The organism is Serratia sp. YC16 (assembly GCF_009707615.1).
In the GTDB taxonomy this organism is placed as follows: domain Bacteria; phylum Pseudomonadota; class Gammaproteobacteria; order Enterobacterales; family Enterobacteriaceae; genus Serratia; species Serratia surfactantfaciens.
The window spans coordinates 58,560-77,908 of sequence record NZ_WLYN01000002.1 but is presented as its reverse complement, the minus strand read 5'-3'; the positions used below and the strand labels follow the sequence as shown (position 1 = coordinate 77,908).

Sequence of the window (19,349 nt, the reverse complement as noted above, 5' to 3'; positions counted from 1 at the left end):
GCGGCGCTTGGCACTGGGATTGTAGGGCGGATTTGTGACAAATTCTGTCGGCCGAAAAACGGCACAGCCCGCGGGCGCTCTGGGATGAGCGCCCGCGTAGAAAAAGTTACAGCGCCGGCTGCCACGCCGATTGCGGCAGCAGGTACAGCCCCGGCGTTTGCCGCGCCCCTGCACCGACGATATGGCCGATGCCGGCCGCCATGACCGCCAACGTCACGTCGAAGGCGTTGAGGCTATCGCCATAGCCGGCGGTCAGGTTGAACATCGAGCCATTGGCCAGCAAATAGACCGTCTTCTCATTGAGTTGGTAAGCATTTACATAAGGCATCGGCTCGTGGTGCGGCAGGCTTTTCAGGAAGCCGACGTCGATCTCTTCCGCCACGTGGCCGACGTTGAGGATAAACACGCCGTCCTGCGCCTGTTGCAGATGCTGCGCCGAGAGCACGTTTTTCGCGCCGGTCGCCGTGGCGATAACGTCCGCCTGAGCGACCGCGCTCGCCAGATCCACCACCTGCCAGCCGTCATAACGCGCCTGCAGCGCGCGCGCCGGGTCGATTTCCGCCACCATCACCTGGCCGCCGTAAGCCCTGGCCGCCGCCGCCGTTCCCTGCCCGACCAGGCCGTAGCCGATCACCAGCACGCGCTTTTCGTGCAGCGTCAAATGGGTGGTCTGGAAGAAGGTGTGCCAGGCGGTCAGCCCAACCATGTGCCGGTTATGCAACCCCTCTTTCACCGGCAGATCGTCCCAGTTGAAGATCGGGTAACGCGGCGCCACGCCGTTTAACCGGCTGATGCCCGATCCGGTGGCTTCCAGCCCGGCGACGATCTGCGGGCCGTTCGGCGATTGGTGCAGACGGGTGGTCAGATCCGCCCCCATTTCGCACAGGTGGGTCGGCTGCCAGTCCAGCGCGCGATCGAAAGATTCCGACCACTCGCTGGCGTTCATGTCGCGCCAGGCATAGGCCTGCGCCCCCCGCCGTTCCAGCCAGGCCACCACGTCGTTCTGCACCGTGGTGGGATTGCAGGTAGTCAGGAAGATCGCCGCGCCCTTATCCAGCAGGCCGGCCACCAGCGGCGCCATTTTCAGATCCAGGTGCATATTGCACGCCAACCGCACCCCGTGCAGGTCCGGCAGTGCCGCCACCGCCGCCCGGGTGCGCGGCATATGGCGCATCGCCCAGTTCAATTCACTGTCAAAATCCTGATACATCCGTTGCTCCTCTGGTGTGCCCCGCCGCCAGGCGTGGCAAAAAAGTTATACCGCGCGGCCGAGCCGGCGGATCGCCTGCGGCGACAGGCCAAATACGCGGATAAACGCCCGCCTCATGCGTTCCGGATCGCTGAACCCCACCGAACGGGCGATCGCTTCCAGCGGCTCGGCGCTCTCTTCGATGCGCACCCTGGCCGCCTCGACCCGCAGCTGCTCGATCACCTTGGCCGGCGTCTGCCCGGTTTCAGCACGGAACAACCGGCCGAACTGCCGCTCGCTCAGGCAGGCGGCGTCGGCCAGATCCGCCACCGACAGCGGCAGATGCAAGTGCTCGCGCGCGTACGACAGCGCGGCGCGCATGCGATCCGACGGCGGATTCAACGCCAGCAACAGAGAATATTGCGACTGCCCGCCGGGGCGACGGTGGTACACCACCAGCTGCCGCGCCACGCCCGCCGCTATCGTAGCGCCGAGATCGTCCTCGATCAGCGCCAGCGCCAGATCGATACCGGCGCTGATGCCCGCCGAAGTCCAGATATCGCCGTCACGGATGAAAATGCGGTTGCTGTCGACGCGAATGCGCGGGTAGTTCTGCTGCAAGCGCGCCGCGTGATACCAGTGGGTGGTGGCGCGTTTGCCGTCCAGCAAACCGCAGGCCGCCAGAATAAACGCCCCGGTGCACACGCTGGCGATGCGCCGCGCTCGCCGGCTGTGGGCCGTCAGAAACGCCGCCAACGCCGGTGACTGCGCCGCCATCACATTGCCGCTGCCGCCGGCCACCACCAGCGTATCAAAACGCTCGTCGCCGCACGGCTGCGTGGCGATCGCCACCCCGGCCGAGCTGGCGACCATGCCGCCCTGCGGCGAGATCGCCACACAGCGGTAAGCCGGCGGGTCAGTGAACTGGTTGACGTTATCGAACGCCGCCAGCGGCCCGGCAAAATCCAGCAGGTTAAAACCGGGAAAAACCACAAAACCGATCGTTTTCATGATGGCGCTTTTTGAGGGTTATCTGTCATATCAGCCAAAAACAGGGCGGCTATTATGACCCAGGTCCAACGATAAAAATGAGGCGAATATCATGTCTGAACCATTAGTGATTGTATTTCCCATCTATCAAGGCGTCACTCAGCTCGACTTTACCGGCCCGCTGCAGTTTTTGCGCCACATGCCGGGCGCGGAAATCATCGTCGCCTCGGTAGACGGCGCGGATGTCGAGTCTGAAGGCTTGCACTTCACCCAACTGCGCCCGCTGCCGGAGATCGCGCGCTGCGACGTGCTGTGCGTGCCGGGCGGCAGCGGCTGCACGCAGGCGCTGCAGGATCAGGCGTTCATGCAGCAGATCCGTCGCCTGGGCGCCGATGCCCGCTACCTGACCTCGGTATGCACCGGTTCGCTGATCCTGGCCGCCGCCGGTCTGCTGCAAGGCAAACGCGCCGCCTGCCACTGGTCGATGCGCGACAGCCTGAAGCTGTTCGGTGCCGTGCCGAGCGCAGCGCGCGTGGAACGCGACGGCCACGTGATCAGCGGCGGCGGCGTCACCGCCGGTATCGACTTCGCGCTGGCGCTGATCGCCGAACTGCACGGCGAAGACACCGCCCAGATGATCCAGCTCTATCTGGAATACGCCCCGGCACCACCGTTCGCGGGCGGCACGCCGGAGCTGGCCCCGCCGCATATTTACGCCAGAGTGCAGGCGCAGATGGCGGAAAGCCTGCAGCGGCGCAGAGCATTGGTGGCCCAGATCGCCCAAGGCTAGCGATCGGGCGTATACTTGCCCTTATGCGTCAGTCACATAAGGAGTAAGGAATGACCGATTTGGCCCACTACATTACGGACTACGGCTACTGGGCGTTGTTTATCGGCTGCCTGGCTGAGGGGGAGACCATCACGCTGCTGGGCGGCATCGCCGCCCACGAAGGGCTGCTGCACTGGCCGTGGGTGATTGCGGTGGTGGCGCTCGGCGGCACGCTGGGGGATCAGCTGCTGTTCTTCACCGGCCGCCGGTTCGAAGGCCGGGTGATCTCACGCCTTAAAGGGCAGGAAAAGCGCATCGCGCGCGCCAGAAAGCTGATCGCCTGCCACCCGATGCTGTTCGTTATCGGGGTGCGCTTTATGTACGGTTTCCGCATCATCGGCCCGGTGCTGATCGGCGCCAGCCGCCTGCCGCCCTCGCGCTTCGTGCCGCTTAACATCCTCGGCGCCATTCTCTGGGCGACGATCTTCGTCATGCTCGGCTATTTTGGCGGCCAGGCGATCGAAAGCTTCGTTACCGGCTTCGACAAAAAACTCTCCAGCCTGCTGTTTGTCGCGCTGGCGATCGCCGCCATTCTGCTGGTGCGCTTCTGGTGGCGCAAACGTCACGCGGAGTGAGCAAGCGCACCCGGCGTCAGCTTTTCTGCGGCGCCGTGCGCATCAGCGCCACCAGCTCGCGCGCCGCCTTGTCCAGCGGGCGGTTCTTCTGCCAGATCAAATGCATCGGCAAGCGCAGCTCGTTCTTGGTATTTTTGAATTTCAGCCGCACCAGCCGGCCCTGCGCCAGCAGCGGCTCGGCCAGCGACAGCGGGAAATTCCCCCACCCCAGCCCCGCTTCCACCATATTCAGCGCCATCGGCAGGCTATCGGTGCGCCAGTAAGCCTCCGCCACCTGCGGACGCAGATCGCCGATCGGCAGGTCACGGCTGGCCACCATGATCTGTCGCACGTTGACCAGATCCTCGAGAAACAGCTCGCCCGCAGCGCCGTCCAGCGCCGGATGCTGCGGCGACAACATCGCCACCAGCGATTCCGCGCCGACGAAGTGGAACTGTTCCGCGCTGTTGACGTTCAGCCCGCCGAACGCCAGGCAAACGCCGATGCGCCCCTGGTGCAACATGTGCAACACGTCGTCCTGCGGCGCGCTGAGCACTTCGATGTTCAGCAGCGGATAACGCTGCGACAGCGTTTTCACCGCCGCCAGCAGCCCGGCACCGTTGATATCCGACGCCACGCCGATCGAAAGCGTGCTCTCCAGCCCCTGGGACAGTTCGATGGCGTGCACCTGCAGCTGCTTGAGCTGCCCGGCGATCAGTCGGGCATGCGGCGCCAGGGCCAGGGCCAGCGCGGTCGGCGTCGGTTCGCGGTGAGAACGGTCGAACAAGGCAAAACCGAGCTCCGCCTCCATGTTGGCGATGCCCATGCTGACGGCGGAAGGCACGCGCCGCAGCGCGCGGGCGGCGGCGGAAAACGAACCGCGATCGAGCACCGCCAGAAACAGCTCGATGTTGTCGCTGGAAAAATTCATCGTTCAATCTATCAGTAAAACTGATAGCTCCTGACTTTTTCTATCAATGTGATTGACGTTATCTTAGCCGCCGTCGCCGCAGAGGCAACTAAAAACAGATCGGGAGAAAACAATGCAGGGCGTCAAACGCAAACTGGTGTATGTCACCGCTTATGAAATCATCGGCATGACGATCTCGGCGCTGGGGCTGGCGCTGCTGTCGGGCCACGCGCCGACCAGCACCGGACCGCTGGCGGTGGTGATCACCACTATCGCCGTCAGCTGGAACTTCATTTACAACTACTTATTCGAGTGGTGGGAGAGCCGCCAGGCATCGCGCGCCCGCACCCTCAAGCGCCGCATTTTGCACGCGGTCGGGTTTCAGCTGACGCTGGTGGTGTATCTGATCCCGCTGATCGCCTGGTGGATGGGCATCACGCTGTGGCAAGCGCTGCTGCTGGATATGGCGCTGATCGTCATCATTCCTTGCTACACCTTCCTGTTTAACTGGGCGTTCGACAAGCTATTCGGCCTGCCGGCTTCGGCTTTGCCGGCCGGTGAATCCGCCTGAGAATAACCCTCGTCCTATTCGCCTGCGCACGCCCATCGCTGCGCAGGCGCCACCGCTTTATTTTCCCCCCCCCTTCTCCTCCGAGCCAAATAACCGCCAAATCCCTTTAATTTGCGAGGTAATTATTATTCTGTGATTTCAATCACTTTTATCGTTCGATATTTCCGTGTTGATAATGAGACTCATCTTACTGAATAATATGCGCTTTTGTTTTCAGTTTAAAAAACAAACACACTTGATCACTATTTGCACACAGGTTTTTTTGCCACATTTAACGGGAAACGGTAGCATGCCACGCCGTTATTTAACGGCGGCTGTATACACAATAAACAGCGGAATGATGCCACGACCTCATTCTCATTACGATTGCTGATGGCAATCGATTGCTCTGCAGCTCAGGGCGGAGTTAATCACAGACAGGTAAACAGGACGGATAATGCACTCACAAAACAAGTCGGCGGATGACAAACACGCCGCCAGAAGACGCTGGCTGGACTCCCATGAATCCGGTTACCACAAAAGCATGGGTAAGCGGCAGATCCAAATGATCGCCATCGGCGGTTCGATCGGCACCGGGTTGTTCCTCGGTACCGGCGGCCGTCTCGAGCTGGCCGGGCCGGCGCTGGCTCTAGTCTATCTGGTCTGCGGGATCTTCTCTTTCTTCATTCTGCGCGCGTTGGGCGAACTGGTGCTGCATCGGCCTTCCAGCGGCAGCTTCGTTTCTTACGCCCGCGAGTTTCTCGGCGAAAAAGCCTCTTACGTCGCCGGCTGGATGTACTTCCTCAACTGGGCGATGACCGGCATTGTCGACATCACCGCGGTGGCGCTGTACATGCACTACTGGGGCACCTTCGCCGACGTGCCGCAATGGCTGTTCGCCCTCGGCGCGCTCGGCATCGTCGCCACCATGAACATGATCGGCGTGAAATGGTTCGCCGAAATGGAGTTCTGGTTCGCGCTGATCAAAGTGGCCGCCATCGCGCTGTTCCTGATTGTGGGTGTGGTGTTCCTCGGTACCGGCACTCCGGTGGCGGGCAATACCACCGGTCTGCATCTGATCACCGAAAACGGCGGCATGTTCCCGCACGGCCTGCTGCCCGCGCTGGTGCTAGTGCAAGGGGTGATCTTCGCCTTCGCCGGCATTGAGCTGATCGGCACTGCCGCCGGCGAGTGTAAGGATCCGGCCAAAATGATGCCCAAAGCGATCAACAGCGTGATCTGGCGCATCGGTCTGTTCTACGTCGGCTCCGTGGTACTGCTGGTGCTGCTGCTGCCGTGGAATGCCTATCAGGCCGGCCAAAGCCCGTTCGTCACTTTCTTCAGCAAGCTGGGCGTGCCTTATATCGGCACCGTGATGAACATCGTGGTATTGACCGCCGCGCTCTCCAGCCTCAACTCCGGCCTCTACTCCACCGGCCGCATCCTGCGCTCGCTGGCGATGGGCGGCTCCGCGCCGAAGCTGATGGCCAAGATGAGCAGCCAACAGGTGCCTTACGCCGGCATTCTGGTCACCTGCGGCATCTACGTGATCGGCGTGGTGCTCAACTATCTGGTGCCGTCGCGGGTATTCGAGATCGTGCTGAACATCGCTTCGCTGGGCATTATCGCCTCCTGGGCGTTTATCATCGTTTGCCAGATGCGCCTGCGCAAAGCCATCCGCGAAGGCCGCGCTCAGCCTGTCTCGTTCAGAATGCCGGGCGCGCCGTTCACCTCCTGGCTGACGCTGGCGTTCCTGCTGACCGTGGTGGTGATGATGGCGTTCGACTACCCGAACGGCACCTGGACCATCGCCACCATTCCGGTGTTGGCGGTGCTGCTGACGCTGGGCTGGTTCGGCCTGCGCAAACGGGCGCAGGAAGTGAAACTGGAACAGCAGGCTCACGAAGAACAGAGCCAACGCTAAATCGACAAGCCGCCCTCCGGGGCGGTTTTTTTATCCGTTATAACCGGCCGTAAAACGTCATTCGAGCGCTTTCCGACAGCATCACGCCCGGCTGCGCATTGTAGGCCAGCACCACCAGCATGCGCGTAGCGTCGCCTTCGGTCGGCGTCACCCGGTGCAGGGCATTGCGCCCGCGAAACAGCACCAGATCCCCCTCCTCGATCGCCAGCCGCTTGGCTGCTCGTTCCCCGTCCAGCACCTGCGCAACCCCGGCATAGTTCATCTCGCCGCGGTCGGCGTCGCGCAGCTTCTCCACATATTCGAAACGCCCGCCCGCCGCCGGTTTCTGGATCAGCAGCGTGATGGCGAACGATGAGTTATCGAAGTGCCAACCCAACTCCTGGCCGGCGCACGCGTAATGCAGGTTGATCGACGACAGCCGATCGGCGTAGGGATAGAGCTGCGCCTCATCCAGCACCGCACAAAGGAACTCGCGAAACGCCGGGGCGTCGTACAGCGCGCGCAGCGGCGACTGCGGCGGAATATCCTCGTCGGTAATGCAGCCCTTGGACGACACCACCAGCCGGTTGCGCGCGTGATCGGCCGGCAGCGCGTCGTCCTGCGGCCGCAGATACACGTTGTGCTTGCTGGTGGCGTAAAACGCCGCGTGGTGCTGTTCGGCGCCTTCCAGCCGCACCGTCGCCAGCGCGGCGTCGCGCAAAAATCCCGGCAGCACCAGCGCGCCTGCGCTCTCCAGCGTTTGCCTGCAGCGGGCGCGAAACACGGCGTCGCCAATGGGATGGGCGGACAGATCGATAATATCGGCAAGTTGCGGCATGACGTTCCCCTCGAGTGCGATAGCCGGATGCCTCTCACTGTAGCGAATGGCGCATTGCCGCCATAACAAAAATACGTTATGGATAAGTTAACCAATTCTTAGCGATAACCCTGCCCATGCACTCACCGTCTCGCGCTCGCCTGCCCAAACTGAGCGCCATTCTGGCGTTCGAAACCGCCGCCCGCACCGGCAGCCTGGCCCGCGCGGCGGATGCGCTGGCATTGACCGCCGCCGCCGTCAGCCAGCAGATCCGCCAGCTCGAACAGCATCTGGGCATCACGCTGTTCATCCGCGCCAAAAGCGGCGTCACGCTGACCGAACAGGGCGCAGACTACCTGGCGTACGTTCAGGAAGCGTTTGAAACGCTGCGCGTGGCGCAGCAGCACGTCGAACGCCAGCGCGGCAAGCAGGCGCTGACGGTGTTCGCCCTGCCGGCGTTGGCCTCCAAGTGGCTGAACCCGGCGCTGGACGCCTGGCTGGCGCAATACCCCGACGGCGATCTGCGGCTGCACGCCACCCATGCGGCGGTCGATTTCGCCCATTCGGCGGCGGACTTCGCCCTGTGCTTCGGCGATCAGGATTACCCGCTGCTGGAAAAGGCGCGGCTGTTTCAGGATCGGGTACAACCGGTGTGCAGCCCGGCGCTGCGCGATCGCGGCGACTGGACGCAGCAGCCGCTTCTCCACGTTGACTGGGGCAAGGAGAGCCAGTTTCTGCCGGGATGGCACGAGTGGTTCACCGCCGCCGATCGCATGCCGCCGCCGCGGCGCGGGCTGACCTATAACCTGACTTCACTGGCCATCGACGCCGCCGTGCAAGGGCGCGGGGTGCTGCTCGGCCAGCGGCGGCTGATCGCCCGCGAACTGGCGGAGGGCCGGCTGGTCACGTTGGCCGAACCGGCGCTGCCGCTCAGCAAACCCTACTACGTGGTTTACCCGGCGCGCACGCTGGAAAAGCCCGGCGCGGCGGCGTTTCTGGCCTGGCTGCAAACCCTCGCTCGCCCCGACAATGCCTGAGCCGGCAGCCTAATGTCTGTTGGCGTCAGGCACAACCCTGAACGCTTAATGCCCCCGTTTTAGCCTGTTAATTTATACCTGTCGACCGGGATCGCGAACCGATTCGCCCTGCGGTCGCACTGCCATTTCCCTATGCCGTCGCCTCTGCAATCGCCACATTGCACCGGCCTCTTATTGTCCAAAACGAGGGTTATTCCATGATTTCATTAAATGATTACGCCAACCTGCGCAGCTATGCCGGCAGCGAAACCGCAGTTATGCTCGAAAACCGCTACCACCACGGCGTATTTGCCCGAGACGATGCGGATGTCACCAGCCAGGACAATGGCGTCACCCTGCTCGTCGACGCGCAGAACCGCCGCTGGAAGCGCATCATCAATGACGGTGACTACAGCATCGATTGGTGGCACCTGCCGGGTGACGAACTGGATTACTCTCTGACCATCACCCGCGCGTGCAACTTCTTGCAGGTCAAAGGCGAAGAGTGGTGGCAACTGCCGATCCCGACCACCCCGGCGGGGATCACTCTGGTTGGCCCCGGCGGTGTGCGGCCCTGTAAAACCACCGCCAACCTGAAGCTGTGGAAAAACGCCGTTGATTTTAAAGGCACCATTCTGGATTTCAGCGGCGCCGCCAACATCGAGTGCGTGCGCGTGCAATACTCTCTGGGGGCGCCGGCGATTTATAATCTGCGCATCGTCGGGGCGCCCGGCGCGGCGGCCAACCTACGCGGCCTGTGCGTCTACAGCGATGCCTCAAACATGCACGGCCTGCCGGCCTGCCAACTGCTGGTGCAAAATGTCTGGTTGACCAACCTGTATAAAGGTATTGTCTTTGGCAATAACGCCTATATTCAGAGCTGGCACAGCATCATGGTGCGCGGCTGTTTCTGGCCGATTTGGTCTGAAACCACCGCTAACGCCGGCGAAAAAATCGTCTTCTACAAATGCCTGTTCGGCGACAGCAGAAACTATTATCAGGGGGTGCATGCCCTGGCCTTCCGCGATTGTTCGTTCGACTACAGCGGCTTTAGCAATGAAACCGAACAGTTGGCCAATACCGACTATGGTTTGTTCGACCTTAAAGGCGGCACGCTGGACTTCAAAAATTGCCACTTCGAGTGGGGCAACGCCAATTGCCGCAACTACCGGCCGGTCTTTACCAGCAACAACGGCGGTACGGTAAAAATCAAAGACAGCCAATGGCACAGCGTGATGACCAACAACACCGATGCCGGCAGCAGCGTGCCCTACCAATACGTCGAGTATTTCTACTTCGACAAATCCAGCGACCTGAGCGGAAAATGCTATATCGACGGTTTCGATCTGGTGAACGCAGACATCAAGAAAGGCTGGTCCAACAACCACATCGAGATGAAAAAGATCGTCGCACCCGGTTACGTCAACATGTGGCGCCTGCTCTATCTGGGCGATGGCGTCAACCATCTGCCGGAGCCGAGCTGGAAAGAAAGCGCCGCGCTGGCGTTGAATAACGTCTACGCCTTCGGTGGCGCACGTCTCTCGCAAACGGCGACCGCCGATCTGGCGGTAACGCTGCAAAATGGCGTGCTCACCGCCACCACCAAAACGGCGACGACGGCGGACAAACGCGTCGAGATCTACTTCCCGATCGCGAAAAACGATCTGGTGCTGTGGCGCGCCACGTTGGCCAACCTGAAAGGCCAGAACAGCCTTGATGTCACCATCAGCACCTACCAAGGCAAGTATGCCCTGAGCGGCGATGCCGGCGTCACCCCCCTGCTGGAAAAAGCCTGTCAGTGGCCCCGCACCGGCACGGTCACCCCAACCGCATCGGCAACGATGACCTCGGACCGCATTACCGCGCTCGACGTTGCCGAGTATTTGCCGCTGCCTGAGGGCTACGTCAATTACGCCCGCATCGCCATCGTGCTGAAAAACTTTACCGGCAGCGCCGCTCAGCCCACCTCGGTGGACATCACCCAACTGCTGTGTCAAAAGATCGATATTGTCTCACGCAACCCACATAAATCCTGGTAACCACACAGGCCCCGCAAGGGGTCTGTTTGCCATTAACACGCGGTATAACCGCCGTCGATACTGTAGAACGCGCCGGTGGTGAAACTGCTGTGGTCCGAAAGCAGAAAGGCCACCGTTTTCGCCACCTCTTCCCGCGTCGCCATTCTCCCCATCGGGTGCGAAGCGGCCATCTGCGCCCGCGCCGACGCTGGCAGTGCCCCCATCGCCGGCGTATCCACATAGCCCGGCCCGACGGCGTTGACGCGTACGCCGCGCGTGGCGAATTCCAGCGCCGCCGAGCGCGTCAAGCCCAGCACGCCATGTTTCGCGGCAGTATAGGGCGCGATCCCGGCAATGCCCACCACCCCGTTGGCGGAAGAGAGGTTCACCACCGCCCCGCCGCCGCCGGCGACGATCGCCGGCAGGCCGTACTTCATGCCGAAAAATGTGCCGCTCAGGCAGGTGGCGATCACCTCATGCCAATCGTCGACCGCGTACCGATCGATACCCACCTCGTGCGGGCCGGTGATCCCGGCGTTGTTGACCAGCAGATGCAGCGCGCCGTAGCGCCGCACCGTCTCTTCAATGCCCTGCTGCACCGACGGCGCATCGCGCACGTCCATCCGCAACGTCATCACCCGTCGACCGTCGGGATCGAGCCGCGCGGCGGCGGCGGCGAGAGGCGCGGCGTGGCGGCCGGTCATCACCACCGTGGCTCCGCGCCGAAACAGCTCGGCGGCGATCGCTTCGCCGATGCCGGTGGAAGCGCCGGTCACCAGCGCCACACGATGTTTGAAATCTTGCATAGCCGTTCTCCTGCAATGTTGAACTCCGGGGAACAGGCTAGCGCCGACCAGTGACAGTTTGCGGCAGCAGCGACAGCGCAGCACGGAATGCGCTCACAAATACCGCAAAGCCCGCTATTTTATGCCTACTTTTTCTCATGCGAGACACCCTGTGGATACCCAACGCTACCTGCAGCATATCGGTTTTACCGGCGTCGCCCGCCCTGACCTCCCCACGTTGCAACAGCTGCACCATCGTCACATGCTGAGCGTCCCGTTCGAGAACCTGAGCATTATCTATCATCAGGGCATTCAGCTGGCGCCGGAGGCGCTGTTCAGCAAGGTGGTCGAACGTAACCGCGGCGGCTTCTGTTATGAACTGAATACGCTGTTCGCCCTGCTGCTGCGGGAGATCGGTTTCAAGGTGAGCTTCATCTCCGGCGAGATCCGCGCCCGCGACGGCCATTTCGGCCCGCGCTACGACCATCTGGCGCTGCGGGTGGATCTGGCGGACCAGGCCTGGCTGGTGGACGTCGGTTTCGGCGATTCCTTCCTGACGCCGCTGAAGATCGTCGTCGCCGAGCCGCAACCGCAGGCCAGCGGCACCTTCCACCTGGAGCGGGAAGGCGAGTATTACCTGCTGGAGCGCCGCAACGGCGACCAGCGTTCGCATGCCAAAACGCTGTATCGCTTTACCGTTCAGCCGCGCGAATTGCATGAGTTCGACGAGATGTGCCACTTCCACAGCACCTCGCCGCAATCGCACTTCACCCAACGCCTGGTATGTTCACGGCCGACGGACCACGGCCGGGTCACCCTCAGCGACATGAAGCTGATCGTGACCGAAGATCACCAGCGCCACGAAACGACGTTGCATTCTGAAGAGGAACGCCGCGCCGCGCTGTGGCAGCATTTCGCCATCGATGTGGATCGTTAACGGCGCCGGCGGCGCCCTTTTATTACGATTCTGTTACATCGATTGCATAACCGCGCTTGGCTGATTGCCAGCCCCGCGGCGGCAGGCATCATAGGGTCATGATTCGGCAGCAGAGTGCGAAAAATGATCCGTGTGATACTGGTGGATGACCATGTGGTGGTGCGCTCCGGCTTTGCCCAGTTGCTCAGCCTCGAGGACGATCTCGACGTGGTGGGGCAATACAGCAGCGCGGCGGCGGCCTGGCCGGCATTGCTGCGCGAAGACGTCAGCGTCGCGGTGATGGACATCGCCATGCCGGATGAAAACGGCCTGAGCCTGTTGAAGCGCCTGCGGGCGCACAAGCCGCAGTTCCGCGCGATCATCCTCAGCATCTATGACTCTCCCACCTTCGTGCAGAGCGCGCTGGATGCCGGTGCCAGCGGCTATCTGACCAAACGCTGCGGGCCGGAAGAACTGGTGCAGGCGGTACGCTCCGTCGATATGGGTGGCCATTACCTGTGCGCCGACGCGCTGCGGGCGCTGCGCGGCGGCGAGCAACCGAACACGGCGCTGGAAGCCTTGACCCCGCGCGAGCGCGAGGTCTTCGATCTGTTGGTCAGGGGCGACAGCGTCAAAGAGATCGCTTTCAAGCTCGATCTCAGCCACAAAACGGTGCACGTGCATCGCGCCAACGTCCTGGGCAAGCTGCAGTGCAGCAGCACCATCGAGCTGGTGCATTTCGCCCTCGATCATCAGCTGCTGGCGGGGCATTGATGTCGCCCCGCTTCCGCCCCTGGGTTATCTCGCTGTTTATCCTGTTGGCCTGGGGCAGCGGCTGGCTGATGCTGTGGACGCTCGGTTTCTATCTGACCCACAACGGCAATCAGGCGGTGCTGTTTTTGCCGCACGGCGTCTATCTCGCGCTGCTGATCCTGCTGGCGCGTCGCTATTGGCCCGCCCTGATAGCGCCACCGATGCTGCTGCTGTTCTGGCTGCACGGCGAACGCCTGCTGAGCGGCTACGGTCTGCTGGCCGCGCCGTTTATCACCCTGATCCCGGCGGCGCTCGCGCAACGAGTCTGGCGCCGTTTTCCGCTCTACTGGCAGCGGCTGACGCTGCTGCTGGCTGCGGTGACCGCTGCCTCGCTGCTCAATACCGCCCTGCTTACGCCATTAGTGCCAAGCCCGGCGATGCTGCTCGGCCTGGCGTCGTTTACCGGCGGCGTCTTGCTGACCCCGTTCGTCTACCTGATCTTTGAATTTCTGCGCCAGCAGCACCGTTACCATCTGCTGGGGCTGGACACCACCAACCCGCCGCTACGCGCGTCCTTAATCATCTGGTGCAGCCTGTTTTTCGTTATCGGCATCGGCACGCAGATGGTGCTGTCGCCGGAAATCGAACGCCTGCTGCTGATCGTGGTGTTTCTGCCGAATGTGGTGATGGCGTGGAAGTTCGGCTGGCAGGGCGGCGTATTGTCCGGCCTGCTCGGCAGCATGATGATCACCCTCGCCCGGCAGGTCGGCGGAGGGTTCGGCAATCTGGTCGAGCTGGAGATCTTTCTGGCAACGCAGGCGCTGCTCGGCATCGGCCTGGGCATCGCCATCAGCCGCCAGCAGCACCTGGCGCAAAACCTGCACCACTATCGCCGCCGCCTGGAAGAGGAGCTGGCGGCGCGGCGGGCGCTGACCGAAAAACTGATCCACGCCGAAGAAGACACGCGGAAAAATCTGGCGCGCGAGCTGCACGATGAAATCGGCCAGAACATCACCGCGATTCAAATCCAGTCGCAGCTGGTCAAACGGGCGCGCGATGCGGTGCAAACCCAGGCCGCCGCGAACCAGATAGCCGATCTCGCCCGGCGCATTCATCACTCCACGCGCCAGCTGCTGCGCCAGCTGCGCCCGCCCGCGCTGGACGAGCTGGCGTTCAAAGAGGCACTGCACCACCTGCTGAACGAATTCGCCTTTGCCGAACGGGGCATCCGTTGCCGTTTCGACTACCGGCTGACCGACACGCCCGCCGGCGAGACGGTGCGTTTCACCCTCTACCGGCTGCTGCAAGAGCTGCTCAACAACGTGTGTAAACACGCCAAGGCCAGCGAGGTCGTCATCGTCCTGTATCAACAAGGTGCGCTTTTGCACCTCGAGGTGCGGGACAACGGCGTCGGCATCCGTGCAAACCCGATGCCCGGCTTCGGCATTCAGGGGATGCGCGAACGGGTCAGCGCACTCGGCGGCGAACTGACGTTGGAAACGCAGCGCGGCACGCGGGTAATTGTTAACCTGCCCACAAATTTGCCACAAAGCGCCGGCTAACTAGGAAAAAGTCTTAGCCACTCCAGACTTTCTCTCATCCCCTTTCCCTTTCACCTTCTTATAGTCAGCACCAGGGAGGCGGCTATGCAGGCATCTGAGATCGATCACCGTTACCACACGCTGCGCCCGCGACTGCTGCTGTACATGGTCATCGGGTATGCCGCCTTTTACCTGACGCGCAAAAGCGTGAATTACGTGCTGCCGGCGCTGCAAACGGATTTGGGGCTGGACAAAGGGGACATCGGCCTGCTCGGCTCGCTGTTTTACCTGAGCTACGGCCTGTCGAAATTCGCCGCCGGACTGTGGCACGACGGCCACGGGCAGCGCAGATTTATGGGGATCGGCCTGTTCGCTACCGGCCTGCTGAACCTGGTGTTCGCCTTCGGCGAATCGCTGCCGCTGCTGCTGGTGGTCTGGGCGCTGAACGGCTTCTTTCAGGGCTGGGGCTGGCCGCCCTGCGCGCGGCTGTTGACCCACTGGTATTCGCGCAACGAGCGCGGCTTCTGGTGGGGCTGCTGGAATATGTCGATCAACCTCGGCGGCGCGTTAGTGCCGCTGATCAGTGCCTTCGCCGCCCAACGCTGGGGCTGGCAGGCGGCGATGCTGATCCCGGGGGCCGTCAGCATGGTGTTGGGCATCTGGCTCACGCGGCGGCTGAAAGGCACGCCGCAGGAAGAAGGCCTGCCGTCGGTCGGCCAATGGCGTCACGATCCGCTGGAGCTGCGTCAGGAACAGCAAAGCCCGCCGATGGGACTGTGGCGGATGTTACGCACCACGATGCTGAAGAACCCGATGATCTGGCTGCTGGGCGTCTCTTACGTGCTGGTCTACCTGATCCGCATCGCCTTGAACGACTGGGGCAATCTCTGGCTGACGGAAAGCCACGGCGTCAACCTGCTCAGCGCCAACGCGACGGTGATGCTGTTCGAGGCAGGCGGTCTGCTCGGCGCGCTGTTCGCCGGCTGGGGCTCGGATTTGCTGTTCGGCGGGCAGCGCGCGCCGATGATTTTGCTGTTCACGCTCGGGCTGATGGTTTCCGTCGCCGCGCTGTGGCTGGCGCCGGTGCACCACTACGCGCTGCTGGCGGGCTGTTTCTTTACGGTGGGCTTTTTTGTCTTCGGCCCACAGATGCTGATTGGCCTCGCCGCCGTGGAATGCGGGCACAAAGGCGCGGCCGGCTCCATCACCGGTTTTCTCGGCCTGTTCGCCTATCTGGGGGCCGCACTGGCGGGCTGGCCGCTGTCGCAGGTCATCGAAGGCTACGGCTGGTCAGGCATGTTCAGTTTGCTGTCGATCGCCGCCGTTCTTATGGGTTTATTGCTGATGCCGCTGTTGATGGCGAGCGTTACCACCTCTACCGAGAGAAGGATAAAACAATGAAAAAAACGTGGGTCACTACCCTGATAGCTTCCGGCATCGCGCTGGCGACGTTGAGCGGCGCCGCGCACGCCAAGGGCCGCCTGGTAGTCTACTGCAGCGCCACCAATGAAATGTGCGAAGCGGAAACCAAAGCCTTCGGCGAGAAATATGACGTGAAAACCTCGTTCATCCGCAACGGCTCCGGCAGCACGCTGGCGAAAGTGGACGCCGAGAAGAAAAACCCGCAGGCGGACGTCTGGTATGGCGGCACGCTCGATCCGCAATCCCAGGCCGGTGAAATGGGGCTGCTGCAGCCGTACAAATCGCCGAACCTCGAACAGGTGATGACGCAATTCCGCGACCCGGCGAAGCTGAAAGGCAACTACTCTTCGGCGGTCTACGTCGGCATCCTCGGCTTCGGCGTCAATACCCAGCGCCTGAAAGAGAAAAACCTGCCGGTGCCCAAGTGCTGGAAAGACCTGACCAAACCGGAATACAAAGGCGAGATTCAAATCGCCGATCCGCAAAGCTCCGGCACCGCCTACACCGCGCTGGCGACCTTTGCCCAGCTGTGGGGAGACGATCAGGCCTTCGATTACCTGAAGCAGCTGAACGCCAACGTCTCGCAGTACACCAAGTCCGGCATTGCCCCGGCGCGCAACGCCGCCCGCGGCGAAACGGCGATCGGCATCGGTTTCCTGCATGACTATTCGCTCGAAAAAGAACAGGGCGCGCCGCTTGAGCTGATCTCGCCTTGTGAAGGCACCGGCTACGAAATCGGCGGCGTCAGCATCCTCAAAGGCGCGCGCAACCTCGACAACGCCAAGCTGTTCGTGGATTGGGTGCTGTCGAAAGAGGCGCAGGAGCTGGCGTGGAAGAAAGGCAAGTCCTATCAGATCCTGACCAACACTACCGCCGATACCTCGCCGAACTCGCTGAAGCTCGACGATCTGAAGCTGATCAACTACGACATGGACAAGTATGGCTCGACCGAGGTCCGCAAGGCGCTGATCAACAAGTGGGTCAGCGAAGTCAAGATGGGTAAATAAGCCCACATTCTACGCCTGTTGCCGGGTAAGCCTCATACCTTACCCGGCCTGAACATCCGGGAAACTTATGTCACATACACACGCACTCCATCTCGTGAATAAACGAGATGCGATATCCCTTTGGGTCTTGCTTGGCTGGCTGGCGTTCGCCCTGCTGCCGAGCTGGAGCCTGGATTACGGCCTGCTGGAGTCCACCGGCGAAGAGATCCTCACGGCCTACGGCTGGTCAAATCGCAATATCAGCTGGCTTTGGTGCCTGTTGCCAAGCCTGTTGCTGCTGCGTCCCCACGCCGCGGCGGGCGGTGAACGGCGGCGGCGCCACGCGTTCGACGCCGGCTGGGCGCTGCTGTGCATGGCCTTTATCGTCGTCAGCGCCACGCTGGCGGGACGCGGTTTAGGCTACGCCACCCTGGTGCAGTTTATCGCGCTGGGCGCCATCATGACGCTGGCGCTGACCCGCCTCGAATGGCTGGGCGGCGACCGTTTCGTTATCGGCGCGCTGGTCACCATCGTGGCGCTGATCGGCGTCTTCATCGTTTGGCCGAGCATCGCGATTTTCATTCCGATGTTCACCGACCAGGCGGGCGCCTTCGCGCCGCTGGCGTTTATGAACGTGCTGTCGCAGGCGCATATCGTTCAGGTGATCCTCAACTCCATCGCCCTGTCGATCGCGGTCGGCGCCGGCTGTACCTTCTTCGGCCTGGTGCTGGCGATTTACACCACCCGCATCGCCAGGCGCAGCGCCATTATCGGCCGCATCTTCTCCATCTTGCCCATCGTCACGCCACCGTTCGTCGTCGGCCTGGGCGTGACGTTGATGATGGGACGCTCCGGCTACGTCACCGAGTGGATGGTGGCCTGGTTCGGCCTGACCAACACCAACTGGCTGTACGGCTTTACCGGCATCTGGCTGGCGCAGGTGCTGGCGTTCACGCCGATGGCGTTCATGATCCTCGACGGCGCGATCAAGACCATTCATCCTTCGCTGGAAGAGGCCTCCTACACCCTGCGCGCCAGCCGTTGGCAAACTTTTAACGGCGTGTTCGTGCCGCTGCTGAAACCGGCGCTGGCCAACGCGTTTCTGATCGTGGTGGTGCAATCGCTGGCCGACTTCAGCAACCCGCTGGTGCTCGGCGGCAACTTCGACGTGCTGGCGACGCAAATCTATTTCTACATCACCGGCTCGCAGCTCGACTATCAGGCCGCCAGCACCCTCGGCGCCTTCCTGCTGCTGTTCTCGCTGCTGGTGTTCTGCATTCAGTACCTGTGGATCGGCAAGCGTTCCTACGTCACCGTGTCCGGCAAATCCTATCGCGGCGACGTGCAGCCGCTGCCGGTCACGCTGGTCTGGAGCGTGATGGCGTTGCTGGCAGTGTGGGTAGCCTTTAACGCCCTGCTCTACGGCAGCATTTTCTACGGCAGTTTCACCGTCAACTGGGGCGTGGATTACACGCTGACGCTGGATAACTTCATCAAGCTGTTCGGTCAGGGCATGAGCGACGGCGCGTGGCCTTCGCTGCTCGATACGCTGCTGTACGCCGGGATCGCCGCGCCGATCACCGCCGCGTTCGGCCTGCTGATCGCCTGGATCGTGGTGCGCCAGCAGTTCAGGGGCAAAAAGACCATCGAGTTCACCACCATGCTGTGCTTTGCGGTGCCGGGCACCGTGGCGGGCGTCTCTTACATTCTCGCCTTCAACAGCGCGCCGGTGTACCTCACCGGAACGGCCGCCATCGTGATTATCTCGATGGTGATGCGCAACGTGCCAGTGGGGATTCGCGCCGGGATCGCCGGACTGGGCCAGATAGACAAATCGCTGGACGAAGCCTCGCTCAGCCTGCGCGCCGGCTCGCTGCGCACCATCACGCACATCCTGCTGCCGCTGCTGCGCCCGGCTATCCTGTCGGCGCTGATCTACAGCTTCGTGCGCGCCATCACCACCGTCAGCGCCATCGTCTTCCTGGTGACGCCCGATACCCGCGTGGCCACCGCCTACATCCTCAACCGCGTGGAAGACGGCGAATACGGGGTAGCGATCGCCTACGGTTCAATTCTGATCGTGGTGATGCTGGCGATTATTTTCCTCTTTGACTGGCTGATCGGCGAGGCTCGCATCTCCCGTTCAAAAGCCAAAAACCAGGCGTAATGG

The 19,349-nt window shown here is 62.2% G+C and carries 17 protein-coding genes; 12 read left to right on the top strand and 5 right to left on the bottom strand.

Annotation, left to right across the window (positions count from 1 at the left end; genetic code table 11):
• Positions 1-106: 106 nt before the first annotated feature.
• Both GKN89_RS07775 and GKN89_RS07770 read right to left on the bottom strand, forming a co-directional pair.
• Entirely contained in the window at positions 107-1,210 is a 1,104-nt protein-coding gene (locus GKN89_RS07775; RefSeq protein ID WP_154746725.1) for an adenosylhomocysteinase, read from the bottom strand.
• A gap of 45 nt (positions 1,211-1,255) precedes the next feature.
• Entirely contained in the window at positions 1,256-2,200 is a 945-nt protein-coding gene (locus GKN89_RS07770; protein WP_063918948.1) for a GlxA family transcriptional regulator, read from the bottom strand.
• A 91-nt stretch (positions 2,201-2,291) separates the two neighbouring features.
• On the opposite strand from GKN89_RS07770, the gene GKN89_RS07765 reads away from it, so the two are divergent.
• Both GKN89_RS07765 and GKN89_RS07760 read left to right on the top strand, forming a co-directional pair.
• A complete protein-coding gene (locus tag GKN89_RS07765) occupies positions 2,292-2,969 on the top strand; it encodes a DJ-1/PfpI family protein (RefSeq protein WP_019453960.1) in 678 nt (225 codons plus the stop codon).
• A gap of 50 nt (positions 2,970-3,019) precedes the next feature.
• Positions 3,020-3,583, top strand: a complete 564-nt coding sequence (locus GKN89_RS07760; protein WP_154746724.1) for a DedA family protein — start codon at positions 3,020-3,022, stop codon at positions 3,581-3,583.
• 16 nt (positions 3,584-3,599) lie between these two features.
• Here the strand turns inward: GKN89_RS07760 and GKN89_RS07755 are convergent, their stop codons facing one another.
• Complete coding sequence (locus GKN89_RS07755; RefSeq protein WP_154746723.1) at positions 3,600-4,493, bottom strand: LysR family transcriptional regulator; 894 nt, start codon at positions 4,491-4,493, stop codon at positions 3,600-3,602.
• 112 nt (positions 4,494-4,605) lie between these two features.
• On the opposite strand from GKN89_RS07755, the gene GKN89_RS07750 reads away from it, so the two are divergent.
• Positions 4,606-5,043 carry a PACE efflux transporter gene (locus GKN89_RS07750; protein WP_019453963.1) on the top strand — a complete coding sequence of 146 codons (438 nt, stop codon included), beginning with the start codon at positions 4,606-4,608 and terminating at the stop codon, positions 5,041-5,043.
• 436 nt (positions 5,044-5,479) lie between these two features.
• Positions 5,480-6,946 (top strand): L-asparagine permease, encoded by a 1,467-nt coding sequence (gene ansP / locus GKN89_RS07745; protein ID WP_019453964.1) that lies wholly within the window; start codon positions 5,480-5,482, stop codon positions 6,944-6,946.
• 37 nt (positions 6,947-6,983) lie between these two features.
• On the opposite strand, the gene GKN89_RS07740 is transcribed toward ansP, so the two are convergent.
• Positions 6,984-7,763 carry a 2OG-Fe(II) oxygenase gene (locus tag GKN89_RS07740; RefSeq protein ID WP_154746722.1) on the bottom strand — a complete coding sequence of 260 codons (780 nt, stop codon included), beginning with the start codon at positions 7,761-7,763 and terminating at the stop codon, positions 6,984-6,986.
• A 116-nt stretch (positions 7,764-7,879) separates the two neighbouring features.
• On the opposite strand from GKN89_RS07740, the gene GKN89_RS07735 reads away from it, so the two are divergent.
• Entirely contained in the window at positions 7,880-8,779 is a 900-nt protein-coding gene (locus GKN89_RS07735; RefSeq protein ID WP_154746721.1) for a LysR substrate-binding domain-containing protein, read from the top strand.
• A gap of 197 nt (positions 8,780-8,976) precedes the next feature.
• Entirely contained in the window at positions 8,977-10,797 is a 1,821-nt protein-coding gene (locus GKN89_RS07730) for a hypothetical protein (protein WP_154746720.1), read from the top strand.
• Positions 10,798-10,829: 32 nt separating this feature from the next.
• Here GKN89_RS07730 and GKN89_RS07725 read toward each other — a convergent pair whose 3' ends face one another.
• Positions 10,830-11,582: an SDR family NAD(P)-dependent oxidoreductase gene (locus GKN89_RS07725; protein WP_019453967.1), complete on the bottom strand. Its 753-nt coding sequence runs from the start codon at positions 11,580-11,582 to the stop codon at positions 10,830-10,832.
• A 151-nt stretch (positions 11,583-11,733) separates the two neighbouring features.
• On the opposite strand from GKN89_RS07725, the gene GKN89_RS07720 reads away from it, so the two are divergent.
• The 6 genes from GKN89_RS07720 (at position 11,734) to GKN89_RS07695 (ending at position 19,346) form a co-directional block, all read left to right on the top strand.
• Positions 11,734-12,498 carry an arylamine N-acetyltransferase gene (locus GKN89_RS07720; RefSeq protein WP_370520178.1) on the top strand — a complete coding sequence of 255 codons (765 nt, stop codon included), beginning with the start codon at positions 11,734-11,736 and terminating at the stop codon, positions 12,496-12,498.
• A 123-nt stretch (positions 12,499-12,621) separates the two neighbouring features.
• Positions 12,622-13,251 carry a response regulator transcription factor gene (locus tag GKN89_RS07715; protein ID WP_154746718.1) on the top strand — a complete coding sequence of 210 codons (630 nt, stop codon included), beginning with the start codon at positions 12,622-12,624 and terminating at the stop codon, positions 13,249-13,251.
• A complete protein-coding gene (locus GKN89_RS07710; RefSeq protein WP_154746717.1) occupies positions 13,251-14,792 on the top strand; it encodes an MASE1 domain-containing protein in 1,542 nt (513 codons plus the stop codon). The genes GKN89_RS07715 and GKN89_RS07710 overlap by 1 nt, the downstream gene beginning before the upstream one ends.
• 84 nt (positions 14,793-14,876) lie before the next feature.
• A complete protein-coding gene (gene uhpC / locus GKN89_RS07705; protein ID WP_154746716.1) occupies positions 14,877-16,172 on the top strand; it encodes an MFS transporter family glucose-6-phosphate receptor UhpC in 1,296 nt (431 codons plus the stop codon).
• Entirely contained in the window at positions 16,169-17,200 is a 1,032-nt protein-coding gene (locus tag GKN89_RS07700) for an ABC transporter substrate-binding protein (RefSeq protein ID WP_016928667.1), read from the top strand. Before uhpC ends, GKN89_RS07700 begins: the two co-directional genes overlap by 4 nt.
• Positions 17,201-17,267: 67 nt before the next feature.
• Positions 17,268-19,346 carry an iron ABC transporter permease gene (locus GKN89_RS07695; protein WP_154746715.1) on the top strand — a complete coding sequence of 693 codons (2,079 nt, stop codon included), beginning with the start codon at positions 17,268-17,270 and terminating at the stop codon, positions 19,344-19,346.
• The last annotated feature ends 3 nt before the right edge of the window (positions 19,347-19,349 follow it).